Below are 19,452 nucleotides of genomic sequence, written 5' to 3' on the forward strand. Positions count from 1 at the left end.
CGTGCTGCTCGCCGGGTGCTACACACCACCCCGAGGGGAGGGCGCGGGCGTCGTCCGCGTCCTCCCCGATCGGCGCGTACGCCTCCTCGCCGGGCTGCCGTCGCCGTCGTTCCTGGCCCCGCACCCGAGCCTGCCGATCGTCTACGCCACTGACCCCGACTCCTGTCACCTCGCGGTGGTCGGCGACCACCTCATGACCGCGCAATACTCGGCCGGAACCGTCCGAGTGCATCCGTTGACGGCCGACGGCACGATCGGTCCGCCGTCCCGGGTGCTCGACGGGTTCGTGCACCCGCACATGATCTCCGCATACGCCAGCGAAGTGCTGGTCAGCGACCTCGGGCGCGACGTCGTCGGGAGTTTTTCCTTGGACGGTGATTCGCTGACGATGCTGGGGGAGTACGCCGTCCCCGGTGGCCCCCGGCACTTCCGGCGGCTCGGCGACACCTGGTTCATCACCTGCGAACGAGACGGCGCGGTGGCGTCCTTCGACGCGCAATGGCGACCGATCGCCCGGTACGCCGGCCTGACCCGACCGTCCGAAGTGGCCGGATATCGGGACCGCTTCCTCTACGTCGCCGATAGAGGACCGGATGTGGTCGCCGTGCTTACTCCGCAGGATCTGCGGCTGGTGGCGGAGTTTCCCAGCGGCGGCGCCTGGCCACGGCACCTCGCGGTCGACGGCGACCTGTTGTACGTGGCGCATCAGCACTCCGGGGACATCACGACGTTCCGGCTCGATCCCGAGACCGGGTTGCCCCGGCGACTCCGATCTGCGTCCGTTCCCGGTGCTTCCTGCGTGCTGCCGCTTTCGCGCGTACGCCGGGCGAGTCAGCTACGCGTACTAGCGCCGGTCATCGGCGGGGACTGACGCCAAGCGCTCGCGGCTGAGATAACGAACCGGCTTGCCAAGCGACTCTGCGTAGGCGATCTCCCGTCGGGTCGACTCACCCACATAGCCGCCCGGATCCACGATGTACACCTCGTCGGCCATACGAATCTTCTGGAAGTGCAAGGCGCCAAGCCGTTCCTTCAGGTCCGAGCTGTCTGCCGCCCAGCCGCAGTCCGCCGGATCGGGGAGGCTGAACATCCCGAGGCTGATGACGACGCAACCTTCCAACGTCAGCCTCTGGCTCACCTTCGCGAAGTCAGTCTCAAACCTGGTCGAGCCGCACAGCGTGACGACCTTCGCCTCGCCCTCCGCCGACTGCGGTGCCTGCTGGTTCTCCCTCATGTCGCGAGCATAAGAGCCTGTTGGCAAAGCATGAGAGGCCATGATCGTCGGTTCCCGACAGTTTGGTGGATCGCGCGCGGATGATCGTCGGCTTGCGACGTTCTTGGCGGAGATCAACGGAGAAAATGTGGGGTCATGGCACCGCGAATCTTCCGCTGATCATGAAGCTCGGACAATTCGGCAACGGCGAACAGGCTCTATGCGTCTCCATGCCGAGTCATCGGCGGATGATCCCCAGATCGGCTGCGCTCGCGACAGCCGCCGTACGCGACTCCACGCCGAGTTTGGTGTAAACGCGCGCTAGGTGTGACTTGACGGTGCCCTCGGTGAGGTGCAGCCGACTGGCTATGCCCTGATTGGACAGACCATCGGCGACGAGGGTGAGGACTTCGATCTCGCGTCGGGTAAGAGTGACGGCGGGGGAGCGGAGCCGGCTCAGGAGCCGGTCGGCAACGGTCGGCGCCAACGTCGTACGCCCAGCGGCTGCGGTGCGTACGGCGGCGGCGAGGTCTTCCGGCTCGGCGTCTTTGAGCAGGTAACCGCTCGCGCCGGCTTCGATGGCAGGCAGGGTGTCGGCGTCGGTGTCGAAGGTGGTCACGATGACGACGCGGGGCGCGCTCGGCTGCGCGGTGATGGCGGCGGTGGCTTCCGCGCCGGTCATGCCCTTGCCGAACTGGAGATCCATGAGGACTACGTCGACGTCGCCTTGACTCGCGCGGGCTACCGCCGCTTCTGCGGTGGCGGCTTCGGCCACGACGACCAGGTCCGGCTCGGTTTCGAGGACTGCCCGTAGTCCCGCCCGCACGACGGGGTGGTCGTCGGCCAGGAGGAGCCGGATGCGCGGGTCGCTCACCGGCGTCCGCCCTTGGCTACGGGCGCTGCGGGCGCTGTGTCCGGGATGGGCGCAGGCGCTGGATCAGGGATGTGGGTCGAATCTTCGGCCAAGATACGACCGTGAACCGTGATCCGGCGCGGTCCGCCGGATGCGCCCGGGGCCAAAGCGGGCGGTCCGCCGAATGCGCCCGGCGCCAATGCGGGCGGTCCGCCGAATGCGCCCGGCGCCAAAGCGGGCGGTCGATCGGCGGCACCCGGCGCAGAAGAGTGCGCGTCGGTGGAGCCGAGGGGCAGCGCGGCGGTCAGGACGGTGCCGCGTCCGGAGGCGGACTCGACAGCGAAGGTTCCGCCGAGAGCCTCGGCGCGGGAGCGCATCGTGGTCAGCCCGAATCCGTCGCTTAACTGCGCCAGGTCGAAGCCGCGTCCGTCGTCGGTGACGACGAGGGCGACGTGGCCGTCGCGAAAGCAGAGCGCCAGCTCGACGAAGGTCGCCTCGGCATGCTGGACCGTGTTGGCGATGGCCGACTGCGCGATGCGGAGCAAGGCGACCTCGCGTCCGGTGGGCAGCGGAACCGGCTCGCCCACGACGCGGAAGCGTACGGCGATCTTGTGCTGGCTGCCGGTGGTGGCACAGAGCCGTTCCAAGGCGGCCGCCAGCGTCGCGTCGTCCAGCGCAGGTGGGGCCAGCGCCGCGACGAACCGCCGAGCCTCGCCGAGATTGTCGGCGGCAGCCTGCCGGGCCTGCCCGAGGTAGCGAGCGGCGCTGTCCGGGGTGCTCAGCAGCGCCCGTTCGGCCGCGCGGAGCAGCAACTGGATGCTGGACAGGCCCTGGGCCAGCGTGTCGTGGATCTCCCGGGCCAGGCGCTCCCGTTCAGCGAGTACGCCCGCCTTGTGCTGAGCAGCGGCGAGATCGGCCCGGGTTGCGGTCAGCTCCTCGATCAGCCGCCGTCGCTGTTCGCTCTCTCGATAGAGCGCCTGATAGCCCCACGCGACGGCGACGGCGACCGCCGCACCGAGAACCGGCCCGATGACGATCGCCACGCTCATCGAGCCCTGGTGGGCGGCGTACCCGCCGACTGCGAGCGCAGCCGTGGCGGCGACGGCGGCCAGTCCCGCTCGCCGTGGCAGCAGATGCAGTTGAAGGAAGTACAGCGGGAAGGCCAGCCACACCGCGTCGGCGGTGAGCATCAGGAGCAGCAGCCATGCGACGCCTAATCCGATGATCCAGGCGACGGCGGCCCGGCGCGTACGCATTCTCCGGAGCAGTAGGGGCCCCGTGGCGTACACGATGAGACAGACGGCGGCCATGGCGACGACCGGGGTGCCGATCGCGCGGACGGCGACCACCGCCAGCAGCCCGAAGACCAGAAGGTGCAGACACCACGCCAAGATCCCGGTGGTGGGCGTCAGGGCGCGAGTTTCGGTGTTCATGGCCCTACCAGCGTAGACAGCTCCGGCCGGGACGGCTTGTGTCGAAAGTTAGAACCCGAATCCAGTCGTACGCCAGACGCGGTTGAGCGCGCTGCCGAGCACCGTGGAGAACGTGTTTGTTGCCTGGAGAGACCTGAGGTTCGCGAAGGGGCGTTTCGTCCTGATCGGGCTGGTCATCGTGTTGATCACCTTGCTGGTGGGATTGCTGTCGGGGCTGACCGCCGGACTCGGCCGGCAGAACGTGTCGGCCATCATGGGTCTGCCTGCCGACAAGATTGCCTTCAATGCTCCGTCCGCCGGGCAGAGTCTGTCCTTCGCCAACTCCGTCGTCACCGAGGCGCAGTGGCAGCGGTGGGCCGCCACCCCCGGCGTACGCAGTGCGCAGCCGCTGGGGATCGCGACGACGAAGGCGACTGCCGGCGACCGCAACGTGGCGGTTTCCGTGTTCGGCGTGCTGCCCGGTTCTGGCCTGGCTCCGGCCGGTGACCGGATCGGGGATCGCGCCGTGGTGCTGTCGGATGCGGCCGCCGCCGATCTCGGCGTCACGACCGGCGACTCCGTCACCCTCTCCGGGCAGACCGTGACGGTCGCGGCGGTCAGCGGCGACGCCTCGTTCAGCCACACCCCGGTCCTCTGGGCCGACCTCGACCTGTGGCGGCAGCTCGCGCCACCGACCGGGTCGTCGGCGAGCCAGACCGCCACCGTGATCGCCCTGACCGTCGGCGACGGCACGGATCTTCGAGCCGTCGACAGCGAGGCCGGCACCAAGACCGTCGACCGGGCCGACGCGCTCTCGGCGATCGGCTCCTACACCTCCGAGAACGGGTCGCTTCAGCTGATGAGAGGCTTCCTGTTCGCGATCTCCGCGCTGGTCATCGGGGCCTTCTTCACCGTCTGGACCATCCAGCGCAGCGGCGACGTGGCGATCCTCAAGGCGCTGGGCGCGCCCACCCGAAGGCTGCTGACCGACGCGCTCGGCCAAGCAGTAGTGCTGCTGGGATTCGGCACGTTGATCGGCACCGGTCTGGCCGCCGGGTTCGGCGCGTTGATCGCCGGGACGAAGATCCCGTTCGAGCTGACGCCCGCCACCGTCCTGGTTCCCGCCGCCGTCATGATCGCCCTCGGCGCGGTCGGCGCGGCGCTGCCACTACGCCGCATCGCCTCCATCGACCCGCTGATCGCTCTGGGAAGTGCCCGATGAGCCTGTCTTTGACCGACGTCACCCTCACCTACCCGGACGGCGACGGCCGGTTGACCGCGCTGGACTCGGTCAGCCTCGACGTGCCGCGGGGTAGTCTCACCGCCGTGGTCGGGCCGTCCGGCTCCGGCAAATCGAGCCTGCTCGCGGTGGCGGCCACCCTGATCACCCCGGACACAGGCACGGTCGTCATCGACGGCACCACCGTCCCGGGGCTGTCCCGGGCGGCATTGACCGAGCTGCGCCGCCACAAGATCGGCATCGTCTTCCAGCAGCCGAACCTGCTGCCTTCGCTGACCGCCACCGAACAGCTGCAGGTCATGGCACACATCGACGGCCGCTCCGCGACATCGGCCCGCCGCCGTGCCGGCGAATTGCTCGACGCGGTCGGGCTGACCGCCGAGGCGAACCGCCGCCCACATCAACTCTCCGGCGGCCAGCGTCAGCGGGTCAACATCGCCCGCGCGCTCATGAACGACCCGACCCTTCTGCTGGTCGACGAGCCCACCAGCGCGCTGGACCACGATCGCGGCGCAGCCGTCATCGACCTCATCGCCCGCCTCACCCGGCAACGGGCAACCGCGACAGTGCTCGTCACGCACGACCACACGCATCTCGAAGCGGCCGACCAAGTGGTCGGTGTCCACGATGGACGACTGCGCGTACCGGCCCAGAGCTCGTGATCCCGGGCTTCAGGCCAGGGCGAACGAGCGTACGGTCACCCAGGGCTGGGAGCCGGAGGCTCCTTGCAGAAGGCGTACCTCGGTTGCGTCGACGGTGATCGGCAGGTGCGGGGCGACCGCCTGCTCGGCGGCGTCCAAGGCTTCCCGCCCGGCGTCGTGCCCGATCGTGAGATGGGGGACCACGTCGTCGAACGTCCCGCCATAGGGCGGCGCCTGCGGGAACCGTCGCCACAGCGCATCGGTCAAGTCGCGGAACGGCTGGTCGGGCTCCGGAGCCAGCCACACCACGGCGTCGCCGAACCAGCGGACGCTCGCCAGCTTCGTCGTGAACCGTGGGGTCGCTGCGCATACCTCGGCCACCGCCGCGAGCGCATCGTCGGTGAGCTGCTCCGGCGGCAGGAACGGGTACAGCACCGTGATGTGGGCCGGCACGCCCCAGGCCGCGCTGCTGTCCAGCCGCGCGCGCAGCGCGCCGACCGCCGGTTCCGCTTCGGGTATCGGCACGATCAGGGCGGTCTCCAGCTCGGTCATTGCCGCAGCGTACCCGTCATCTTCCGGGTGGTTTCATCACTTGTACGCAGCGCGCGTCGTCGAAGGCTCGCGCGTCTGTACCGTTCCGGTCGTGTGGGCGCGCGAACACCGTCGCGAAGAAGCACAGGATCCAGCCGGCGCCGGTGCGATGGTGGGGCAGTGTCAGGCTGAGCATGCGGTGGTGGTGCCGATCGGGGACGGCGGCGAAGGCCAGCATCTCGGCTCGCTTCTCGTCGTCGGCCGGCTCGATGATCAGGGGGTCGTATGCCATGGCGTGCAACTGCATAGCCTGGACCCCGCCGAACAACACCGAGTAGCTCTCAGGTTCGCCGGTTCTGGCGTACGAGTGCAGGATCAGCCTTCCGTGGCCGACCCCGAAGTGCCAGAGGCGGAAGGGCCGTTCCATCGTCCATCGCTCCACCCGACCCATGGTGCGCCGGGGAAACCCTTTCGGCCAGGCTCGCGTACGCCACTGAATGTCGGTCCCGGCTGCGATGATGTCCTCATGGCGTACGACGAAGATCTGGCCGAACGCGTGCGCGAATTCGCGCAGAGTGAGCCGGGCTGGTCCGAGAAGCGCATGTTCGGCGGGCTGGCCACGCTGATCGACGGCAAGCTGGCCGTCGCGGTCAGTACGCACGGCGGCCTGCTGGTCAACGTCCCGGCCGCTGAAGCCGAGGCCGCGCTCGAGGAGCCGGGAGCCGAGCTCGCGATCATGGGGGGCCGTGAGATGCGCGGCTGGGTGCGAGTCGACGAGTCGGTCTGCGCCGACGACGCCGCCCTGGAACGATGGGTCGGGCGCGGAGTCGCCGCAGCGCGCAACCGCAAGAAGTCCTGACCGGAGGTCAGACCGGGCATTCACCGCTGCGCCAGTTCGCGACCATCCACCGGTAGACCAGTTCGAGCGCCTCGACCTGTGCCTCCGAGAGTGGTGGCATCTGTCGTTCCGCGTGGGTCTGCCGGACGCGCCGCCGCTGCGGGAGGCGGAACGAGCCGTCGGCGGGTATGCGATTCATGGTGCGGCTCCTTCCGAGGAGTGTCGCTTGCGGCAACCGTACTGAGTGGATCTACAACAGTTCTACAACCGCACGATGCTGCGACCGTCGCCCCAATGGGGCGCTCGCGTTGGCGAGGTGCTCGCGGGGCGCTTGCGCTGGCGGGATGTTCGCGTTATCCGGGGATATCGCGGCCTCAGCGGCGACGATAACCGCGATATCCCGGGATAACGCGCGCGATCATGAGCGGGACAGCCCGCGACCATTAACGGGAAAACCGGTCAGCGCGAACCCCAGGGCGACGATCCGCCGCTGCTCGCCCCGGCGGAGGTCAGGTCGGCGAAGGTGCCGCTGGTACTGGTCTTCCAGTCACTGGACCAGGGAGTCGCCTCCGGCTCGGACTCCGACCGCCAGCGCTTGCCGCTGAACACCGCCATCAGCAGCGCAGCTCCGAGGATCGCGATGACACCCGAGGTCAGCGGGCTCAGGAGGGACACGTCGTGACCGAAGAGATCTTTGCGTACGCGGTCGAAGACGTCGAGGCCGTTCTTCGGGGAGAAGATCAGCAAAGCGGTGCTGGCCAGGTAGAACACGGAGATCACCAGCGGACCGACGGGCGAGATCCGCAGGCAGGCGAGCGTGCCCACGACGAGTCCGACAGCTGCGAACGCAGCCCCGGCGAGCACGAGTTTGCTCGACTGGCCGGTGAGCGGACCGGCGGTGACGGCGTCGTGGATGACGGCCTGACCGAAAGCGATGACTGCCCAGCCGAGCGGGGCGATCACGACACCGGCTAACAGGCTCCAGAGATGACGCATGCGAAATCCTCCAATGCGGCCGCATGATCTTCGCCGGTCATCCTGCCGGAGGGTGCAATCCCCGTCAACGCGACAATTATGGACGCAACCGTGACGCGGCCACGACAGAGGGCGATCGCGCGACGTCAGCCGTATGACGCGCCGGGAGGAAAGCGCGTGTGACGCGCCATAAGGCGGCTACTTGAAAACCAGAGCGAAGTACTCCGTCAGAACGGTCGCGTCCGCGATCGATGCCAGCCCCCACTCCGCGAGGTGCGGCTCGTATATCGCCCGATGCACTCGCCGCCAGTGCTCGAGCGACAGGTCGCCTTCGCCTTCGGCCACGGCGATCTCTGGCGGCACGTCGTAGAACTTGTGCTCCACGATCTTCTCGGTCCGCAGGAGACAGCCCGGCTCCTCGCGGCTGTTCAGCAGGATCCAGAAGTTTCCGACCTTTGGCAACGGGTCGCCCGCAGCGATGAAGTCTTCCTTGATGCTGCTGCCCGCGGTCTTGCGCCCCGTCAGATACAAGCTGAGGAGCTCGTCCGTCGACTCCCGGGGCCCGGCGAAGGACGCCTCGACGAAGGGCTCGGCCGGTCGGCTCTCCGGCGGGAGAGTCTGCAGGTAGGCCTGCCAGAACAACAGCTCCGGCTCGTTCAAATGCCTCATATCAGGCGGTCCAGACTCGGTCGGCGTACGCGAGGAAGTTGCGGCCCATGATCTTCTCGATCCGGTCGCTGCTGAAGCCACGCCGTTCCAGGAGTCCGATGAGTGTGCGGAACTGGTCGACGCCACGGAGGTCGACGACGAACGGATAGGTGTCGGCCCGTTCCCCGGCTGCGCCGACGCCGGCCGCCTTCCGCTGGGCGACGTGCTCGGCCAGCCGGGCCCGGTACGCGTCCAGGTCGTCGATCGACGTGACGGTGCCGTCGGTGCCGATGCCGACGTGGTCTTCGCCGCAGACGTTCACGGCGTGCACGATGTGCTCGACGACGTCGTCGGCTCGGGCGTGACCGGTCGGGTGGACGAACGGCATGAAGTAGATGCCGACGAACCCGCCCGCCTCGGCGACGAGGCGCAGCTCCTCGTCGGTCTTGTTGCGGGGCAGGTCGACCAGCGCCCGGCAACCGGTGTGGTTGATCGACACCGGCAGCTTCGCGTGGCGGATCGCATCCAGGCAGGTGTTCTCGCCGCTATGCGACAGGTCCACCATGATGTGGCTGTCGCACAACGCTTCGACGGCTTCCCGGCCGAACGGGGTCAAGCCGCCGTTGGCGGGGGCCATCGCGCCGTCGCCGAGGTGGTTGGCCTGGTTGTAGGTGAGCTGGATGACGCGTACGCCGAGATCGCGGAACTGGTGCACCCGGCTCAGGTCGTAGCCGAGGGCGACGGTGTTCTGGAAGCCGTAGACCACGCCGATGCGGCCGTCCCGCTCGGCGGCGCGGATGTCGTCCGGCGTACGCACCTGCACAAGGTCGGGGTGCGAGGCGATGATCCGGTCCCACACCTCGATCTCGTGCAAGGTATGCGAGTAGGGCTCGGCGTCGCCGATCGTGTACCCGAGGGTGATCGTGACGGCGGTGAGCCCGGAGGCGTGCGCGTCGGCGAGCGTACGCGCGTCGATCGTCAGGTCTTCGCTGTCCTGCACGAGCTTGTGCGCGGCGGAGAGTGAGCCCGCCGCGTTGGGGTTATCCAGGATGCCGAGCGCGTTGATGATCATGCTCGCCCCTCGACCGAGAAGAAGGAGTCGCGGTCGAACCGTCGGCCACGTTTGACCGTGAACACGACCTGACCGAGACGGGAGATGTCGGCGATCGGGTCGGCGGCGAGGACGACGAAGTTGGCGAGCTTGCCCGGTTCGACCGTCCCCATGACGTCGGACGCGCCCATGCTCGCCGCCCCGATCGCGGTGGCACTGCGGATCGCGTCGGCCGCCGGAATGCCGCACCGGTTCACCAAGTACGCCAATTCACTGTGCAACGCGGGAAGCGGCTCGGCCGGATCGTTCTCGTAGTCGGTCCCGGCGCTGATCGGCACCCCGGCCCGGAACGCGTCGGCAGTCAGCTTCGCCGACAACCGGTCGTTGGCCAGCGCCCGTTCCTTGGCTTCGGCGTCGTCGGCCTGATCGGCGACCCACAACCACATCCCGGCGGTCGCGTCGAGGACCGTTCCTCGGCGACCGAGTTCTGCATACAGCGCGTCGAGGCGGGGATCACCCGACTCGATCAACCGCTCGATGTCGAGCAGCGGCTTGGTCTTGTACGACGACAGCGGCTCGTCAGCCGTCTGCTGAGCCAGCAAGGTCACATGGGAGACCGCGTCCACCCCGGCGTCGATCACCTCGGCCGGGCTCGCCGGGAACACCGCGGCGTGCGCCCACACCTGAATGCCCTGGCGGTGCGCCTCGGCGACGACGGCCGCCACGGTCTCACCCGGCAGGTCGGCGTACACCTTGATTGCTGTGGCGTGTGTCCCGCGCGCCATCGCGACCGCGAGCGGCAGATCGGTGCCCTGGTCCACGGCCTGCATCCACGGGACGTGACCGGGCGTCTCGCCTTGGGAGACCTGCCAGGTGCGCGGGTCGTCGAAGAAGCCCGGACCGGCCATGAGCGCCGCGTAGTGGATGTCGGGCCCGGCGATCTCGCCCACGCGCGTCGCCCGCGCCAGGTCGCCGATCTGGCGCAGGTCGTCGGCCATGTCGCGGATCGCGGTGACGCCCGAGTAGACCTGGCGGCGCAGCGCGGCCTCGGCGACCGGCCGGTTGGGCGGCGTCGCGAGATGCTGATGGGAGTCGATGAGCCCCGGAATCACGAACCGGCCCGCCAGGTCCACGACCTGCGCGCCCTCCGGCGTGGCCAGCTGCTCGTCCGGCCCGACGCTCGCGATCACAGCGCCGTCGACAACCACGGTGGTACGCGGACGCGGCGCGCTCTGGGTGCCGTCGATCAGCGTCCCACCGCGATAGACGGTGACCGAACCCGAGGCGGGCGGTGCGTACGGGGTCGGCGCGGGTTCGTCCATCGAGCGACTCCTCGGTCCAGCCGTGTTACAACAGACGTAACATGTGTATCGTTTAACGCAACGCGAGAACTGTACCGCAGGAGGCCGCCCGTGCCGAGATCCGCCAGCTCCGCGGTCGACAAAGCGCTCGACCTCGTCGAGGCGGTGGCGCGCGCCGACCGCCCTCAGCGCTTGGCCGAACTCGCGCAGACCGCCGGACTGCATCGGGCGACGGCGTACCGGGTCCTGCTCGATCTGGTCCGCCGCGGCTGGGTGATGCGAGTCGGCGAGCACTACCTGCCCGGTCCCACCGCCATCGGGCTGTCCGCCGCCGCGACGAACCACTCGCTGACCGCGCTGTGCCGCCCGACGCTGATCGACCTGGCCGAACGGACGGAGATGATGGTGAACCTGCAAGTCCTGGAGACCGACCGGTCGCGCGTCATCGACGTCGTCCGGCCCAGCCGCCTCGGCATGATCAGCGACTTGCTCGGCGAGCAACTTCCGGTGCACCGCTTCGCCGGTCCACTCGCCCTCGTCGCCGCGCTCGACGGCCCCGCTCGGGATCCGTATGTGGCGGTCGCCCAAGCGCAAGGCCACGATCCGGCGGACATCGCCGCCGACCTCGATCGCGTACGCGCCGACGGATTCGCCGTGGAACACGGGCGCAACGACAAACTCATCGCCTCCATCAGCCGGGCCGTCGTCGCTGCCAACGGCCGTCCGCTCTGCGCGGCGACGATCGTCGGCCCCGACGCCGAGTTCACCCAGACCCGGTTGCGTCAGCTCCGGCGTGAACTCACCGCCGCCACCGCTCAGGTCTCCACGGTCCTCGGCGAGGTGGCCGAACGATGAGGGTCCTCGACGCCGCGCAGACCCGGGCCGCGCTCGACCCGCAGCGCGTACTCGACGCGGTGGCGCTCGCCCTGATCGCGCTCAGCCGCGGCGAAGTCTCAGCTCCGCCTCGCATCGCGGCTCTCGCTCCGGCCGGCCTGCTCGGCGCGATGCCCGCGTACGTGCCCGGTCTCGGGCTCGCCGCCAAGCTCGTCTCGGTCTTCGCCGACCCCGCGAAACCCGGTCGCAGCAGCCATCGCGGCCTGGTCGCGCTGTTCGACGAACACGACGGCCGCCCACTGTCCGTGGTGGACGCCGAGCCTCTCACGGCGGTACGCACAGCGGCGTCGGCGACGTTGAGTCTGCGCGTACGCGGACGGCAGCCGGACTGCATTGCCATCGTCGGCACCGGCGTGCAAGCGACCGCACAGCTCGCCATGTTGGCCGTCACTCGACCGCAGACGCCCGTCATCGTGGCGGGACGCGACCCCGAGCGCGCCCGCGACTTGGCCCGCCTTCATCCTCACGCCGACTCAGCGTCCATTGAGGACGCCGTACGCGCATCCGACGCGGTGTTCTGCTGCACGGGTGCGCGCGAACCGGTGCTGCGGCGCTCCTGGCTGCGTGCGTACGCCCACGTCAGCTCGGTCGGCGGATCACATGGGCACGAACTGGACGCCGAGACGATCCACGACGGACTCCTGTACGCCGAATGGCTAGGCGCGGCCACGTCGGCCCCGCCGGCCGGGGCGTACGAGCTGCAAGGCATCGACCCGGCGCGGATCGTAATGTTGGGCGCGGTCCTTGCCGGCGACCACCCGGTCGTCGACGACCGCCTGACCGTGTTCAAGTCGACCGGCCACGGCGCGTTGGACGTCGCCGCGGCCGCCGTCGTCGACGCCTCGTTCTGACTGCATCGCAGCCCCGGATAACATTGCGCCCACGTATGAGGAAGCGATGCGGCTGCGCCTCGCGCGGGGAGGGAAGGGGCTGGCTGTGCCTCGGGCGACAGCGATGGATGCACCCGAGTGGGCCACGATCGTTGATCCGTCCGCGAAGTTCGAGCCAGAAGAGCTGAACCGGGTGGTACGCGAGTCTGCGTCGATCGAGCTGGCGCGGCGCGAGCGGGACGAGCGCCGGTCGTGGTTCGGCAAGTTCCTGGTCGCGGCGTCATACGTGGTGATGATCTGCGGGCTGGTCGTGTCTGGCATCGCATTTCTGATGGTTCTCCGGGTGCGGCCCGAGGAGTTCGAGGCAGGCTTGCAGATCTTCTGCGCCGCCGGCTTCCTCATGGGTTGCCTCACGGTTCTGCACTGGTGGGTCGACTGGCTGACCACGCCGTACCGGCAGTGGAGCAGGACGATCCTCGGGATCGCTGCGATGGAAGGTGCGTGTGCTGTCGGTTCGCTAGCCGCCCTGTACGCAAGGCTCCCCGAGCTGTCCGACCGCTGGTTGCTGATGATTCCCATGTGGCTGCTTCTGCTGCTTGCCATCGCATCTGTGCCACTGGTATTTCGCTGCACCTACTACGGGAAGCCGCCAGCGGTGGAGCTTGAGTCCCTGACGCCGACGCAGATCGAATACCTCATTGCGTATCGACGTAAAGCGCTGAAGGTGCTCAGGTCTCGGAGCATCGTCAGCTACGTCCTGTTCAACGAGCTAGACCAAAGCCCCTTGACCTAACCTTCTCGGCTGCGGCGCCGTCGTCGTTGCGATCCACGGCGGACTCCTGTAGGGCGTTCGCGCTGCGAGGCATCGACCCGGCGCGGATCGTTCTGTTGGCCGCGGTCCTCGCCGGTGATCACCCGGTCGTCCGCGCCTCGTCATGACCGACCGTTCGGGGATCAAGATCAAGTGCCCTGGGCCAGCGGAAACGCGGCCATTCTGGTGATCAAGTTCCCATGGTCTGCGCATAACCATGCCCTCCGCGCTGATGGTGGGCACATGATCTTCGAAATCGGCTGCGAAACGCTGGCCACGGGTACTCGAGCTTGCCAGACGACTCCGCATCGACCTCGCGGATCGTCCTGCTGGCTGCGGTAGTCGCTTGCCCAAACTGGATTCACCTGCCGGATTCGGACGAGTCCGTTTTGTGATCTTGACGGTGGGCCATGCTGAGCCCGATGCAATGCTCCGGCATTGCCGTCTGACTTTGTCGAGGTGTGTCGGATGTTCACGGGGGATCGATCGGTTGTCAGCGTGCCCGCACGCAGGTTTGGCCTGCGTGGTGGTGTCGCCCGCCTGCTGACCGTAACGCTGGTCGCGGGCTTGGTCGGGGTGCTGCCTGCCAATCCGGCTTTGGCACAGTCGGCGACGGCATCGTCGTCGGACAAGTCGGTCGCGGTGGCGAATATGTCGGCGAATGCGACGCCGAAGGCGCAGGCGATGCCGGCGTGGCAGGCGCAGACGCCGGTGTGGCCGACCGCCGCTTCGGCGGTGGTTGACCTGCCAGTGGCGACGGATGGTCTGACGCGATCGGCTACCTCGACGACGGTGGGTGGACTGCCGGTTCGGGTCGAGCCGGTGATCCCGGCTGCGGGCGATGTCGCTGCGGCTGATCGTGCCGCTGCGGTGGCGGCGGCGCCGGCCCGGGTCCGGGTGGAGGTCGCGCCCCTGGATAAGGCATCGGCGGCTGCGGTGTCGCTGGTATTGCGGGTTTCGCGTGCCGATGGGGTGGCGTCGTCGGCGCGGGTGAAGGTCACCGCTGGTTATGGCGCGTTCGCCGATGCGTACGGAGCGGACTGGAAATATCGGCTGCAACTGGTGCAGCTTCGAGCGTGTGCGCTGACGACGCCAGACGTGCCCGAGTGCGTCGCACGCACGCCGTTGAACGCGGTCAACAACGCAGCCGATCGTACGGTCTCCGCGGAGCTGGACCTCGCTTCGGCGGACGCCGCTGTTTCGGCCGATGATGCCGGAACTGCAACTGCGCAGACCGAGTCGGCCGAAGCCGTCGACGCTTCGGAGACGGTCGTGGCGACCGATTGTCGAGTTCGAATATGGGGGGAGTACCTACCGAATGGCGCTTACGACAGGGAGCAATGGGTACATCGTGGGAGCGAACTTCCGGTCATGAAATCAGTCAAAGTGATGCCAGAGTATGGATGCTATCCTCTTTGGCTGAACGGAGTGGATATTTCTCCCCATGATTTTCCGCTTTCTACCGAGCTAAGGGATGAGCTGCTTTCCTGGTCGGAGGAATATGATTCCACCTTGGATATTGATAATCCGGCTGATTCGGGCTTCGTCACCGTGGGACAGAAGGTTGATTTTGCTGAACGAGGCAAACGTCTCGCTGAACGAGTAAAAGAGGAGCTCGGTCTCGATTGGCGCGTAGTTTATTTTGACGAAATACATCAGGTTGATTATGAGATTCGGTGATCGAGCAGAAGGATATCGACGACGTTGGCACTGCCCCGTAACCCGTCCCACTACGACTTCGGCGACGATCCATCCATGAGTGCTTCCGGCCGTCCGCGACGCGTCCCGTCCCGTCCCGGACCCGTCACTCTGCGGGGCGGGACGCTTCACGTCCGACTGCGCTCGGACCGGCGTTCGCCTGCGATGTAGGCCATCCGTTGAGGGAGCGTCGATTGCGCGGCCGCCGGTCGGGCATCATGATCACTCCTGTCTTCGTCAACTCCGTCACGATGGCGGTGCGGAAATCGGCCGCCGCCATCACGATGTCGGATGCGATCTCGAGGTCGCTGCGATCCAATGGCCGGCTGTCGCCGATCGCTCGGAGCGCGATGCTCACCGCCGCCGCATCAGTGCGGATCCACAGCGCGGGTGGGTCGTCTCCCTGGTCGGCACCGATCCGTGTCTCCGGTGACAGCTGCAGGCTGATCTCGATCGCCGACCGGGCGTCCGCACCGCCTGGCTCAGTTGCGAACGACGGCCACAACCACTCGGCCGAGACCCCGAGGACATCGGCCACCCGCTGCGCCCGCTGCCGACGAGGCACGCGGCCTTCGTTGCACCATCGCTGAGCGGTCTTGAGATTGCAGCCAACTCTGGTCGCCAGAGCTAGGTAGGTCAGACCAGCGGCCTTCATCGCGTTGCGCAGCCGTTGGTTTCTCCGTTCGTCCATCGCCCCTCCCACTGTGAGGGCTGACGCAGCCCCGGCGCATATTGGCGTTCCGCGAAACGCCCCGCCGCGACGATAGGGATCGCACGTGGGACGTTGGAACGCCCATTGGGACGTCTGTTCGGACACTTCAACGGTCTCGAAACGTCCCGCCTGCGTCCGCTACCGTGGACAGCGTGAGTCCGCGCCTGCGTACGGCGATGCTGAGAGCCCAGTTCGACTCCGCTGGGCTCGCCTCTGCCGTGTCGGTTGACGTCAAGACAGTCAACCGATGGCTGGCCGGACGCGTCCCACACCAGCGAACCCGGATCGCCGTCGCCGTGGTCCTCGGCGAGAGCGAGGCCGATCTCTGGCCGCAGTCCCGGCCGGACCTCGCGCCTGGCGGCAACGTCTTGGGAGAGGTGGTCGGCGCGTACGCCCACCGCGCCGACATCCCACAGGCGCTCTGGGCGACGTTGCTGTCGGGCGCGGGCGACCGTGTCGACCTGCTCGGCTACGCCTACCCGTTCATCGTGGAGACCATGCCCGAAGCCGTTCCCCTGCTCACCGCCAAGTGTCAGGCTGGAATGCGACTGCGGATGGCGTTCGCCGACCCTGACTGCGCGCACGTCGCCGAACGCGACCAGCTCGAACAGATGGGCGGCACTTTGCCCGGCCGCATCCGCAACGCCCTGAACTTCTTCGGCCCGCTCCTCGACGTCAGCGGCGTTCAGGTCGGCCTGCACACGGTTCACCTGTACAACGCGGTGTTCCGCTTCGACACACAGATGATCGTCACCCCGTACCTGTACCGGGCACGCGGCTACCAGCACACCGCGCTGCACCTGCGCGAGCTGTCCCCGCACGGAATCTTCGCCTCGTACGCCGACCAGTTCGAGCAGATCTGGCAAACCGTCACCCCGTACCCGCCACGGGCAGGCACATCTTGACCGGCCGACGCGACTACTACCACGACCCGAACGCCCCCCAGGCGACGACCATCGTTGCTGGCGGCTCGGCCATCGTCACCGATCAACTAGGCCGCATTCTGCTCCAACGCCGAGCCGACTCCGGCAACTGGGCGCTACCCGGCGGGGTCATGGACATCGGCGAAACGCTCGAACAGTGCGTCATCCGGGAAGTACGCGAAGAGACCGGCCTCGACATTGAGATCACCGGCCTGGTCGGCATCTACACCGACCCCGCCCACGTGATCGCGTACGACGACGGAGAGGTCCGGCAGCAGTTCAACATCACTTTCACCGGCACGGTCACCGGCGGCGAACTCCAACGCAGCAACGAGTCCACCGATGTTCGCTTCGTCCACCCCGCAGACCTCGACGCCCTGCCCATGCACGAGACAATCCGGCTCCGACTGCGTCACTTCGCCGAACGACGCTCGACTCCATACCTAGGCTGAACAGCGCGACCCGGCGTATCCGGCCGACCCGGTGCCGCCGTACCAGGTCGGCTTCGGCTTGGCCGGGTCACATGGCGAGGCCGGACTCCTGTCGGTCGGCGGATCGCGTCTCCGACATCGGCGGGATCACGCCGACCTGGGTCAGCGCGCCGAGCAGGTCGTAGTTGACCCATTCCTCGACGATCCGGTCGCCTTCCCACTTGTCCATGGTCAGGCCGGTCATCACGTAGCTCTTGCCGGTCGGCGGAAGCCCCCGGAACTCGTTGCGCGCGGTGCCGCCGCACGTCCAGCGGGCGCAGGTCAGGTCACCGTCCATGATCACTTCTTGGACGTCCATGTGCAGGTCGGGCTGAGCCGCCCGAAGTTCACTGACCTGTTGTTTCATCCCGGCTACGCCGTCGATCGGGAAGCTCGGGTCGTGGAACGAACAGTTGCTGGCGAACATGTCGTCGCAGATCTCGAGGTTGCCCTTGTTCCAGAGCTCGTCGGTCATCCGCCGGATCATGTCCTTGTGATCCATCGAAGCCATTGCGTGCCCCCTCACGCTGTGCTCGACGTCCCGGTGGTGGACGCCATAACACCAGCTCAGACCCATTACGGCTGCGCGTCAAGGGTCCATTGGGCCAATTGCGGGCCCCGCGCCGGGCGGGCGAGCGGCATACAGTGACGGCATGGCCGAACCGGTTCGCGTGATGCTCGAACAGGGCAAGAAGAAGCGGCTGGTCGCGTGCGCGTTCGACTGGCCGGGCTGGGACCGGAGCGCCCGGATCGGTGCGGATGCGCTCGCCGTCCTCGCCACCTATCGGCCCCGGTACGCCCGAGTCGCCGAACTGGCCGGGTATGGCGCCGAGTTCACGGCCACGGGCGATTTCGAGGTGATCGAGCAGCTCGACGGAATCGGGATGACCGACTACTACGGTGTCTCCGGCCGGGCGGCGACCCCGGAGACCGAACCGATGACCGACGCCGAGTGTGAGCGGAAGATCGCGTTGCTACGGGCGTCGTGGATCCTGTTCGACACCGTCGCCGCACGGGTCTCGGCCGAACTCCGCAAAGGTCCACGGGGTGGCGGCCGGGAGCGAGACGAGATCATCTGGCATGTCAACGGCGCGGAGATCGGCGAGTTCGCGCCGAAGGTCGGCGTGAAGGTGCCGCGGGAGACGATCGGCGGCGCGGAGGCTCTTCGTGCGTACCGGATGGAATTTGTCGAGGAGATCCGGGAGCATCACCGCAGCGGCGAGCCGGCGCGATCGTGGGCGCTGCAATTCCTGATCCGGCGGTGCACCTGGCACATGCTCGACCACGCGTGGGAGCTGGAGGACCGGGATCTGACTCTCACTGATTGAGCAGATGACCAGACCGGACGCCACTTGCGACGGGCTGCCGCCACACTGAATTCATGAGCACTGCGACGCGGCACCCGTTCGGCACGACTCCCGAAGGCACGGAGGTCGGCCGGTGGCGGCTGGACAATGGGCACGGCGTGACGGCCGACATCCTCACCTTCGGTGCGACGTTGCACGGGTTCGCGGTCGACGGGGCGCCGCTTGTGCTGGCGCTACAGGACATCGACGCGTACGCCGGACGGCACCCGTATCTCGGTGCGGTCGTCGGCCGCTACGCCAATCGCATCGCTCGTGGTCGCTTCGAGCTCGACGGTCAGGCGTACGCGGTGGCCGCCAACGAAGGCGACACCACGCTGCACGGCGGGCCGGACGGCTTCGACCGTCGCATCTGGACAGACGAGGCGCTGGACGGCGCTGTGGTGCGGCTGACGTTGACGAGTCCCGACGGCGACCAGGGATTCCCCGGTACGCTCACCGCCTCCGTCACGTACTCGCTCGACGAGCACGGTGTTCTGGCGCTCGACTACGAAGCGCGTACGGATCGGCCGACCGTGGTGAACCTGACCAACCACGCGTACTTCAACTTGGCCGGGTCCGACTCCGTGCTCGGCCACGAACTCGTGGTGGACTCCGAGGCGTACCTCGCGATCGACGAGGCGGCCATCCCGTTCGGCCCGTCCACCCCGGTCGCCGGTACGCCCTTCGACTTGCGCGTACCGCAGCTCATCGGCGACGCCCTGAAGGCCGACGATCCGCAGTTGGCCGTCGCGGGCGGGTTCGACCACTGCTGGCTGCTGCCGGCGACCGGCCGGCCGCGCCGGGCCGCCCGGCTGGCCGACCCGGTCAGCGGTCGTTGGCTGGAAGTGTGGACGACCGAGCCCGGAATCCAGGTTTACACGGGCAACCGGCTCGACGGCGAGCTCTTTCCCCAGTACGCCGGGATCTGCCTGGAGACGCAGCGACTGCCGAACTCGCCCAACGAACCGGCGTACCCGAGTGCGACGCTGCGGCCCGGCGAGGACTATCGCAGCCGCACGGAACTGCGAGTCGGCTGACCTCGCGGAGTCGGGCTTGCACGTGGCC

The 19,452-nt window shown here is 68.0% G+C and carries 24 protein-coding genes; 12 read left to right on the plus strand and 12 right to left on the minus strand.

The genetic code is table 11. From position 1 onward, the window contains the following. The first annotated feature begins 1 nt into the window (after position 1). Positions 2-871 (plus strand): beta-propeller fold lactonase family protein, encoded by an 870-nt coding sequence (locus HOV77_RS06090; protein ID WP_290858730.1) that lies wholly within the window; start codon positions 2-4, stop codon positions 869-871. On the opposite strand, the gene HOV77_RS06095 is transcribed toward HOV77_RS06090, so the two are convergent. The 3 genes from HOV77_RS06095 to HOV77_RS06105 form a co-directional block, all read right to left on the minus strand. Beyond that, a complete protein-coding gene (locus tag HOV77_RS06095; RefSeq protein WP_290858732.1) occupies positions 845-1,234 on the minus strand; it encodes a hypothetical protein in 390 nt (129 codons plus the stop codon). The two genes, HOV77_RS06090 and HOV77_RS06095, sit on opposite strands and share 27 nt — an antisense overlap. Before the next feature lie 217 nt (positions 1,235-1,451). Beyond that, positions 1,452-2,087, minus strand: a complete 636-nt coding sequence (locus HOV77_RS06100) for a response regulator transcription factor (protein WP_290858734.1) — start codon at positions 2,085-2,087, stop codon at positions 1,452-1,454. Continuing rightward, positions 2,084-3,499 (minus strand): sensor histidine kinase, encoded by a 1,416-nt coding sequence (locus HOV77_RS06105; RefSeq protein ID WP_290858738.1) that lies wholly within the window; start codon positions 3,497-3,499, stop codon positions 2,084-2,086. Before HOV77_RS06105 ends, HOV77_RS06100 begins: the two co-directional genes overlap by 4 nt. A 112-nt stretch (positions 3,500-3,611) precedes the next feature. On the opposite strand from HOV77_RS06105, the gene HOV77_RS06110 reads away from it, so the two are divergent. Next, entirely contained in the window at positions 3,612-4,700 is a 1,089-nt protein-coding gene (locus HOV77_RS06110; RefSeq protein WP_290858744.1) for an ABC transporter permease, read from the plus strand. Further along, positions 4,697-5,380: an ABC transporter ATP-binding protein gene (locus tag HOV77_RS06115; RefSeq protein WP_290858746.1), complete on the plus strand. Its 684-nt coding sequence runs from the start codon at positions 4,697-4,699 to the stop codon at positions 5,378-5,380. The genes HOV77_RS06110 and HOV77_RS06115 overlap by 4 nt, the downstream gene beginning before the upstream one ends. A gap of 9 nt (positions 5,381-5,389) precedes the next feature. Here HOV77_RS06115 and HOV77_RS06120 read toward each other — a convergent pair whose 3' ends face one another. Both HOV77_RS06120 and HOV77_RS06125 read right to left on the minus strand, forming a co-directional pair. Further along, positions 5,390-5,911: a 2'-5' RNA ligase family protein gene (locus tag HOV77_RS06120; RefSeq protein ID WP_290858748.1), complete on the minus strand. Its 522-nt coding sequence runs from the start codon at positions 5,909-5,911 to the stop codon at positions 5,390-5,392. A gap of 16 nt (positions 5,912-5,927) precedes the next feature. Beyond that, positions 5,928-6,317 (minus strand): hypothetical protein, encoded by a 390-nt coding sequence (locus HOV77_RS06125; RefSeq protein ID WP_290858750.1) that lies wholly within the window; start codon positions 6,315-6,317, stop codon positions 5,928-5,930. Between the two features lie 99 nt (positions 6,318-6,416). On the opposite strand from HOV77_RS06125, the gene HOV77_RS06130 reads away from it, so the two are divergent. Beyond that, positions 6,417-6,749 (plus strand): TfoX/Sxy family protein, encoded by a 333-nt coding sequence (locus HOV77_RS06130; protein WP_290858753.1) that lies wholly within the window; start codon positions 6,417-6,419, stop codon positions 6,747-6,749. 7 nt (positions 6,750-6,756) lie between these two features. Here HOV77_RS06130 and HOV77_RS06135 read toward each other — a convergent pair whose 3' ends face one another. From HOV77_RS06135 to HOV77_RS06155, 5 genes are all read right to left on the minus strand, one after another. Continuing rightward, the gene (locus HOV77_RS06135) at positions 6,757-6,927 is read right to left on the minus strand and encodes a hypothetical protein (RefSeq protein ID WP_290858754.1); all 171 of its coding nucleotides are present in this window, start codon (positions 6,925-6,927) and stop codon (positions 6,757-6,759) included. Positions 6,928-7,187: 260 nt separating this feature from the next. Then, entirely contained in the window at positions 7,188-7,724 is a 537-nt protein-coding gene (locus tag HOV77_RS06140) for a hypothetical protein (RefSeq protein WP_290858758.1), read from the minus strand. Between the two features lie 177 nt (positions 7,725-7,901). Then, positions 7,902-8,372, minus strand: coding sequence for an ASCH domain-containing protein (locus HOV77_RS06145; protein ID WP_290858766.1), 471 nt, complete (start codon positions 8,370-8,372; stop codon positions 7,902-7,904). Between the two features lies 1 nt (position 8,373). Beyond that, entirely contained in the window at positions 8,374-9,423 is a 1,050-nt protein-coding gene (locus HOV77_RS06150) for a membrane dipeptidase (protein ID WP_290858768.1), read from the minus strand. Further along, a complete protein-coding gene (locus HOV77_RS06155) occupies positions 9,420-10,724 on the minus strand; it encodes an amidohydrolase family protein (protein ID WP_290858770.1) in 1,305 nt (434 codons plus the stop codon). Before HOV77_RS06155 ends, HOV77_RS06150 begins: the two co-directional genes overlap by 4 nt. 90 nt (positions 10,725-10,814) lie before the next feature. Between HOV77_RS06155 and HOV77_RS06160 the strand changes: the two genes are divergently transcribed. From HOV77_RS06160 to HOV77_RS06175, 4 genes are all read left to right on the plus strand, one after another. Then, a complete protein-coding gene (locus HOV77_RS06160) occupies positions 10,815-11,558 on the plus strand; it encodes an IclR family transcriptional regulator (RefSeq protein WP_290858772.1) in 744 nt (247 codons plus the stop codon). Beyond that, positions 11,555-12,448: an NAD(P)-binding domain-containing protein gene (locus HOV77_RS06165; protein ID WP_290858774.1), complete on the plus strand. Its 894-nt coding sequence runs from the start codon at positions 11,555-11,557 to the stop codon at positions 12,446-12,448. The genes HOV77_RS06160 and HOV77_RS06165 overlap by 4 nt, the downstream gene beginning before the upstream one ends. 46 nt (positions 12,449-12,494) lie before the next feature. After that, positions 12,495-13,220 (plus strand): hypothetical protein, encoded by a 726-nt coding sequence (locus tag HOV77_RS06170; protein WP_290858776.1) that lies wholly within the window; start codon positions 12,495-12,497, stop codon positions 13,218-13,220. A 486-nt stretch (positions 13,221-13,706) separates the two neighbouring features. Further along, on the plus strand, positions 13,707-14,918 hold the full coding sequence (locus HOV77_RS06175; RefSeq protein ID WP_290858779.1) for a hypothetical protein: 1,212 nt from the start codon (positions 13,707-13,709) through the stop codon (positions 14,916-14,918). A 124-nt stretch (positions 14,919-15,042) separates the two neighbouring features. On the opposite strand, the gene HOV77_RS06180 is transcribed toward HOV77_RS06175, so the two are convergent. Then, entirely contained in the window at positions 15,043-15,639 is a 597-nt protein-coding gene (locus HOV77_RS06180; protein ID WP_290858784.1) for a helix-turn-helix domain-containing protein, read from the minus strand. Positions 15,640-15,824: 185 nt separating this feature from the next. Between HOV77_RS06180 and HOV77_RS06185 the strand changes: the two genes are divergently transcribed. Together HOV77_RS06185 and HOV77_RS06190 are read left to right on the plus strand one after the other, a co-directional pair. Continuing rightward, a complete protein-coding gene (locus HOV77_RS06185) occupies positions 15,825-16,553 on the plus strand; it encodes an XRE family transcriptional regulator (protein ID WP_290859683.1) in 729 nt (242 codons plus the stop codon). Next, positions 16,550-17,023, plus strand: coding sequence for an NUDIX domain-containing protein (locus HOV77_RS06190; protein ID WP_290858789.1), 474 nt, complete (start codon positions 16,550-16,552; stop codon positions 17,021-17,023). The genes HOV77_RS06185 and HOV77_RS06190 overlap by 4 nt, the downstream gene beginning before the upstream one ends. 67 nt (positions 17,024-17,090) lie before the next feature. Here HOV77_RS06190 and HOV77_RS06195 read toward each other — a convergent pair whose 3' ends face one another. Then, complete coding sequence (locus tag HOV77_RS06195; RefSeq protein ID WP_290858791.1) at positions 17,091-17,552, minus strand: ester cyclase; 462 nt, start codon at positions 17,550-17,552, stop codon at positions 17,091-17,093. Positions 17,553-17,694: 142 nt separating this feature from the next. On the opposite strand from HOV77_RS06195, the gene HOV77_RS06200 reads away from it, so the two are divergent. Together HOV77_RS06200 and HOV77_RS06205 are read left to right on the plus strand one after the other, a co-directional pair. Next, positions 17,695-18,369, plus strand: a complete 675-nt coding sequence (locus HOV77_RS06200) for a hypothetical protein (protein WP_290858794.1) — start codon at positions 17,695-17,697, stop codon at positions 18,367-18,369. Positions 18,370-18,422: 53 nt separating this feature from the next. Further along, a complete protein-coding gene (locus HOV77_RS06205) occupies positions 18,423-19,424 on the plus strand; it encodes an aldose epimerase family protein (protein WP_290858795.1) in 1,002 nt (333 codons plus the stop codon). Positions 19,425-19,452: the final 28 nt, after the last annotated feature.

The organism is Hamadaea sp. (assembly GCF_013362815.1).
In the GTDB taxonomy this organism is placed as follows: domain Bacteria; phylum Actinomycetota; class Actinomycetes; order Mycobacteriales; family Micromonosporaceae; genus Hamadaea.

Bases quoted from the DNA above. Each gene is read 5' to 3' on its own strand.
- HOV77_RS06095 (WP_290858732.1), bottom strand. From the start codon at position 1,234: ATGAGGGAGAACCAGCAGGCACCGCAGTCGGCGGAGGGCGAGGCGAAG.
- HOV77_RS06105 (WP_290858738.1), bottom strand. From the start codon at position 3,499: ATGAACACCGAAACTCGCGCCCTGACGCCCACCACCGGGATCTTGGCG.
- HOV77_RS06115 (WP_290858746.1), top strand. From the start codon at position 4,697: ATGAGCCTGTCTTTGACCGACGTCACCCTCACCTACCCGGACGGCGAC.
- HOV77_RS06120 (WP_290858748.1), bottom strand. From the start codon at position 5,911: ATGACCGAGCTGGAGACCGCCCTGATCGTGCCGATACCCGAAGCGGAA.
- HOV77_RS06125 (WP_290858750.1), bottom strand. From the start codon at position 6,317: ATGGAACGGCCCTTCCGCCTCTGGCACTTCGGGGTCGGCCACGGAAGG.
- HOV77_RS06130 (WP_290858753.1), top strand. From the start codon at position 6,417: ATGGCGTACGACGAAGATCTGGCCGAACGCGTGCGCGAATTCGCGCAG.
- HOV77_RS06135 (WP_290858754.1), bottom strand. From the start codon at position 6,927: ATGAATCGCATACCCGCCGACGGCTCGTTCCGCCTCCCGCAGCGGCGG.
- HOV77_RS06140 (WP_290858758.1), bottom strand. From the start codon at position 7,724: ATGCGTCATCTCTGGAGCCTGTTAGCCGGTGTCGTGATCGCCCCGCTC.
- HOV77_RS06145 (WP_290858766.1), bottom strand. From the start codon at position 8,372: ATGAGGCATTTGAACGAGCCGGAGCTGTTGTTCTGGCAGGCCTACCTG.
- HOV77_RS06150 (WP_290858768.1), bottom strand. From the start codon at position 9,423: ATGATCATCAACGCGCTCGGCATCCTGGATAACCCCAACGCGGCGGGC.
- HOV77_RS06155 (WP_290858770.1), bottom strand. From the start codon at position 10,724: ATGGACGAACCCGCGCCGACCCCGTACGCACCGCCCGCCTCGGGTTCG.
- HOV77_RS06165 (WP_290858774.1), top strand. From the start codon at position 11,555: ATGAGGGTCCTCGACGCCGCGCAGACCCGGGCCGCGCTCGACCCGCAG.
- HOV77_RS06170 (WP_290858776.1), top strand. From the start codon at position 12,495: ATGCGGCTGCGCCTCGCGCGGGGAGGGAAGGGGCTGGCTGTGCCTCGG.
- HOV77_RS06175 (WP_290858779.1), top strand. From the start codon at position 13,707: ATGTTCACGGGGGATCGATCGGTTGTCAGCGTGCCCGCACGCAGGTTT.
- HOV77_RS06185 (WP_290859683.1), top strand. From the start codon at position 15,825: ATGCTGAGAGCCCAGTTCGACTCCGCTGGGCTCGCCTCTGCCGTGTCG.
- HOV77_RS06195 (WP_290858791.1), bottom strand. From the start codon at position 17,552: ATGGCTTCGATGGATCACAAGGACATGATCCGGCGGATGACCGACGAG.
- HOV77_RS06200 (WP_290858794.1), top strand. From the start codon at position 17,695: ATGGCCGAACCGGTTCGCGTGATGCTCGAACAGGGCAAGAAGAAGCGG.
- HOV77_RS06205 (WP_290858795.1), top strand. From the start codon at position 18,423: ATGAGCACTGCGACGCGGCACCCGTTCGGCACGACTCCCGAAGGCACG.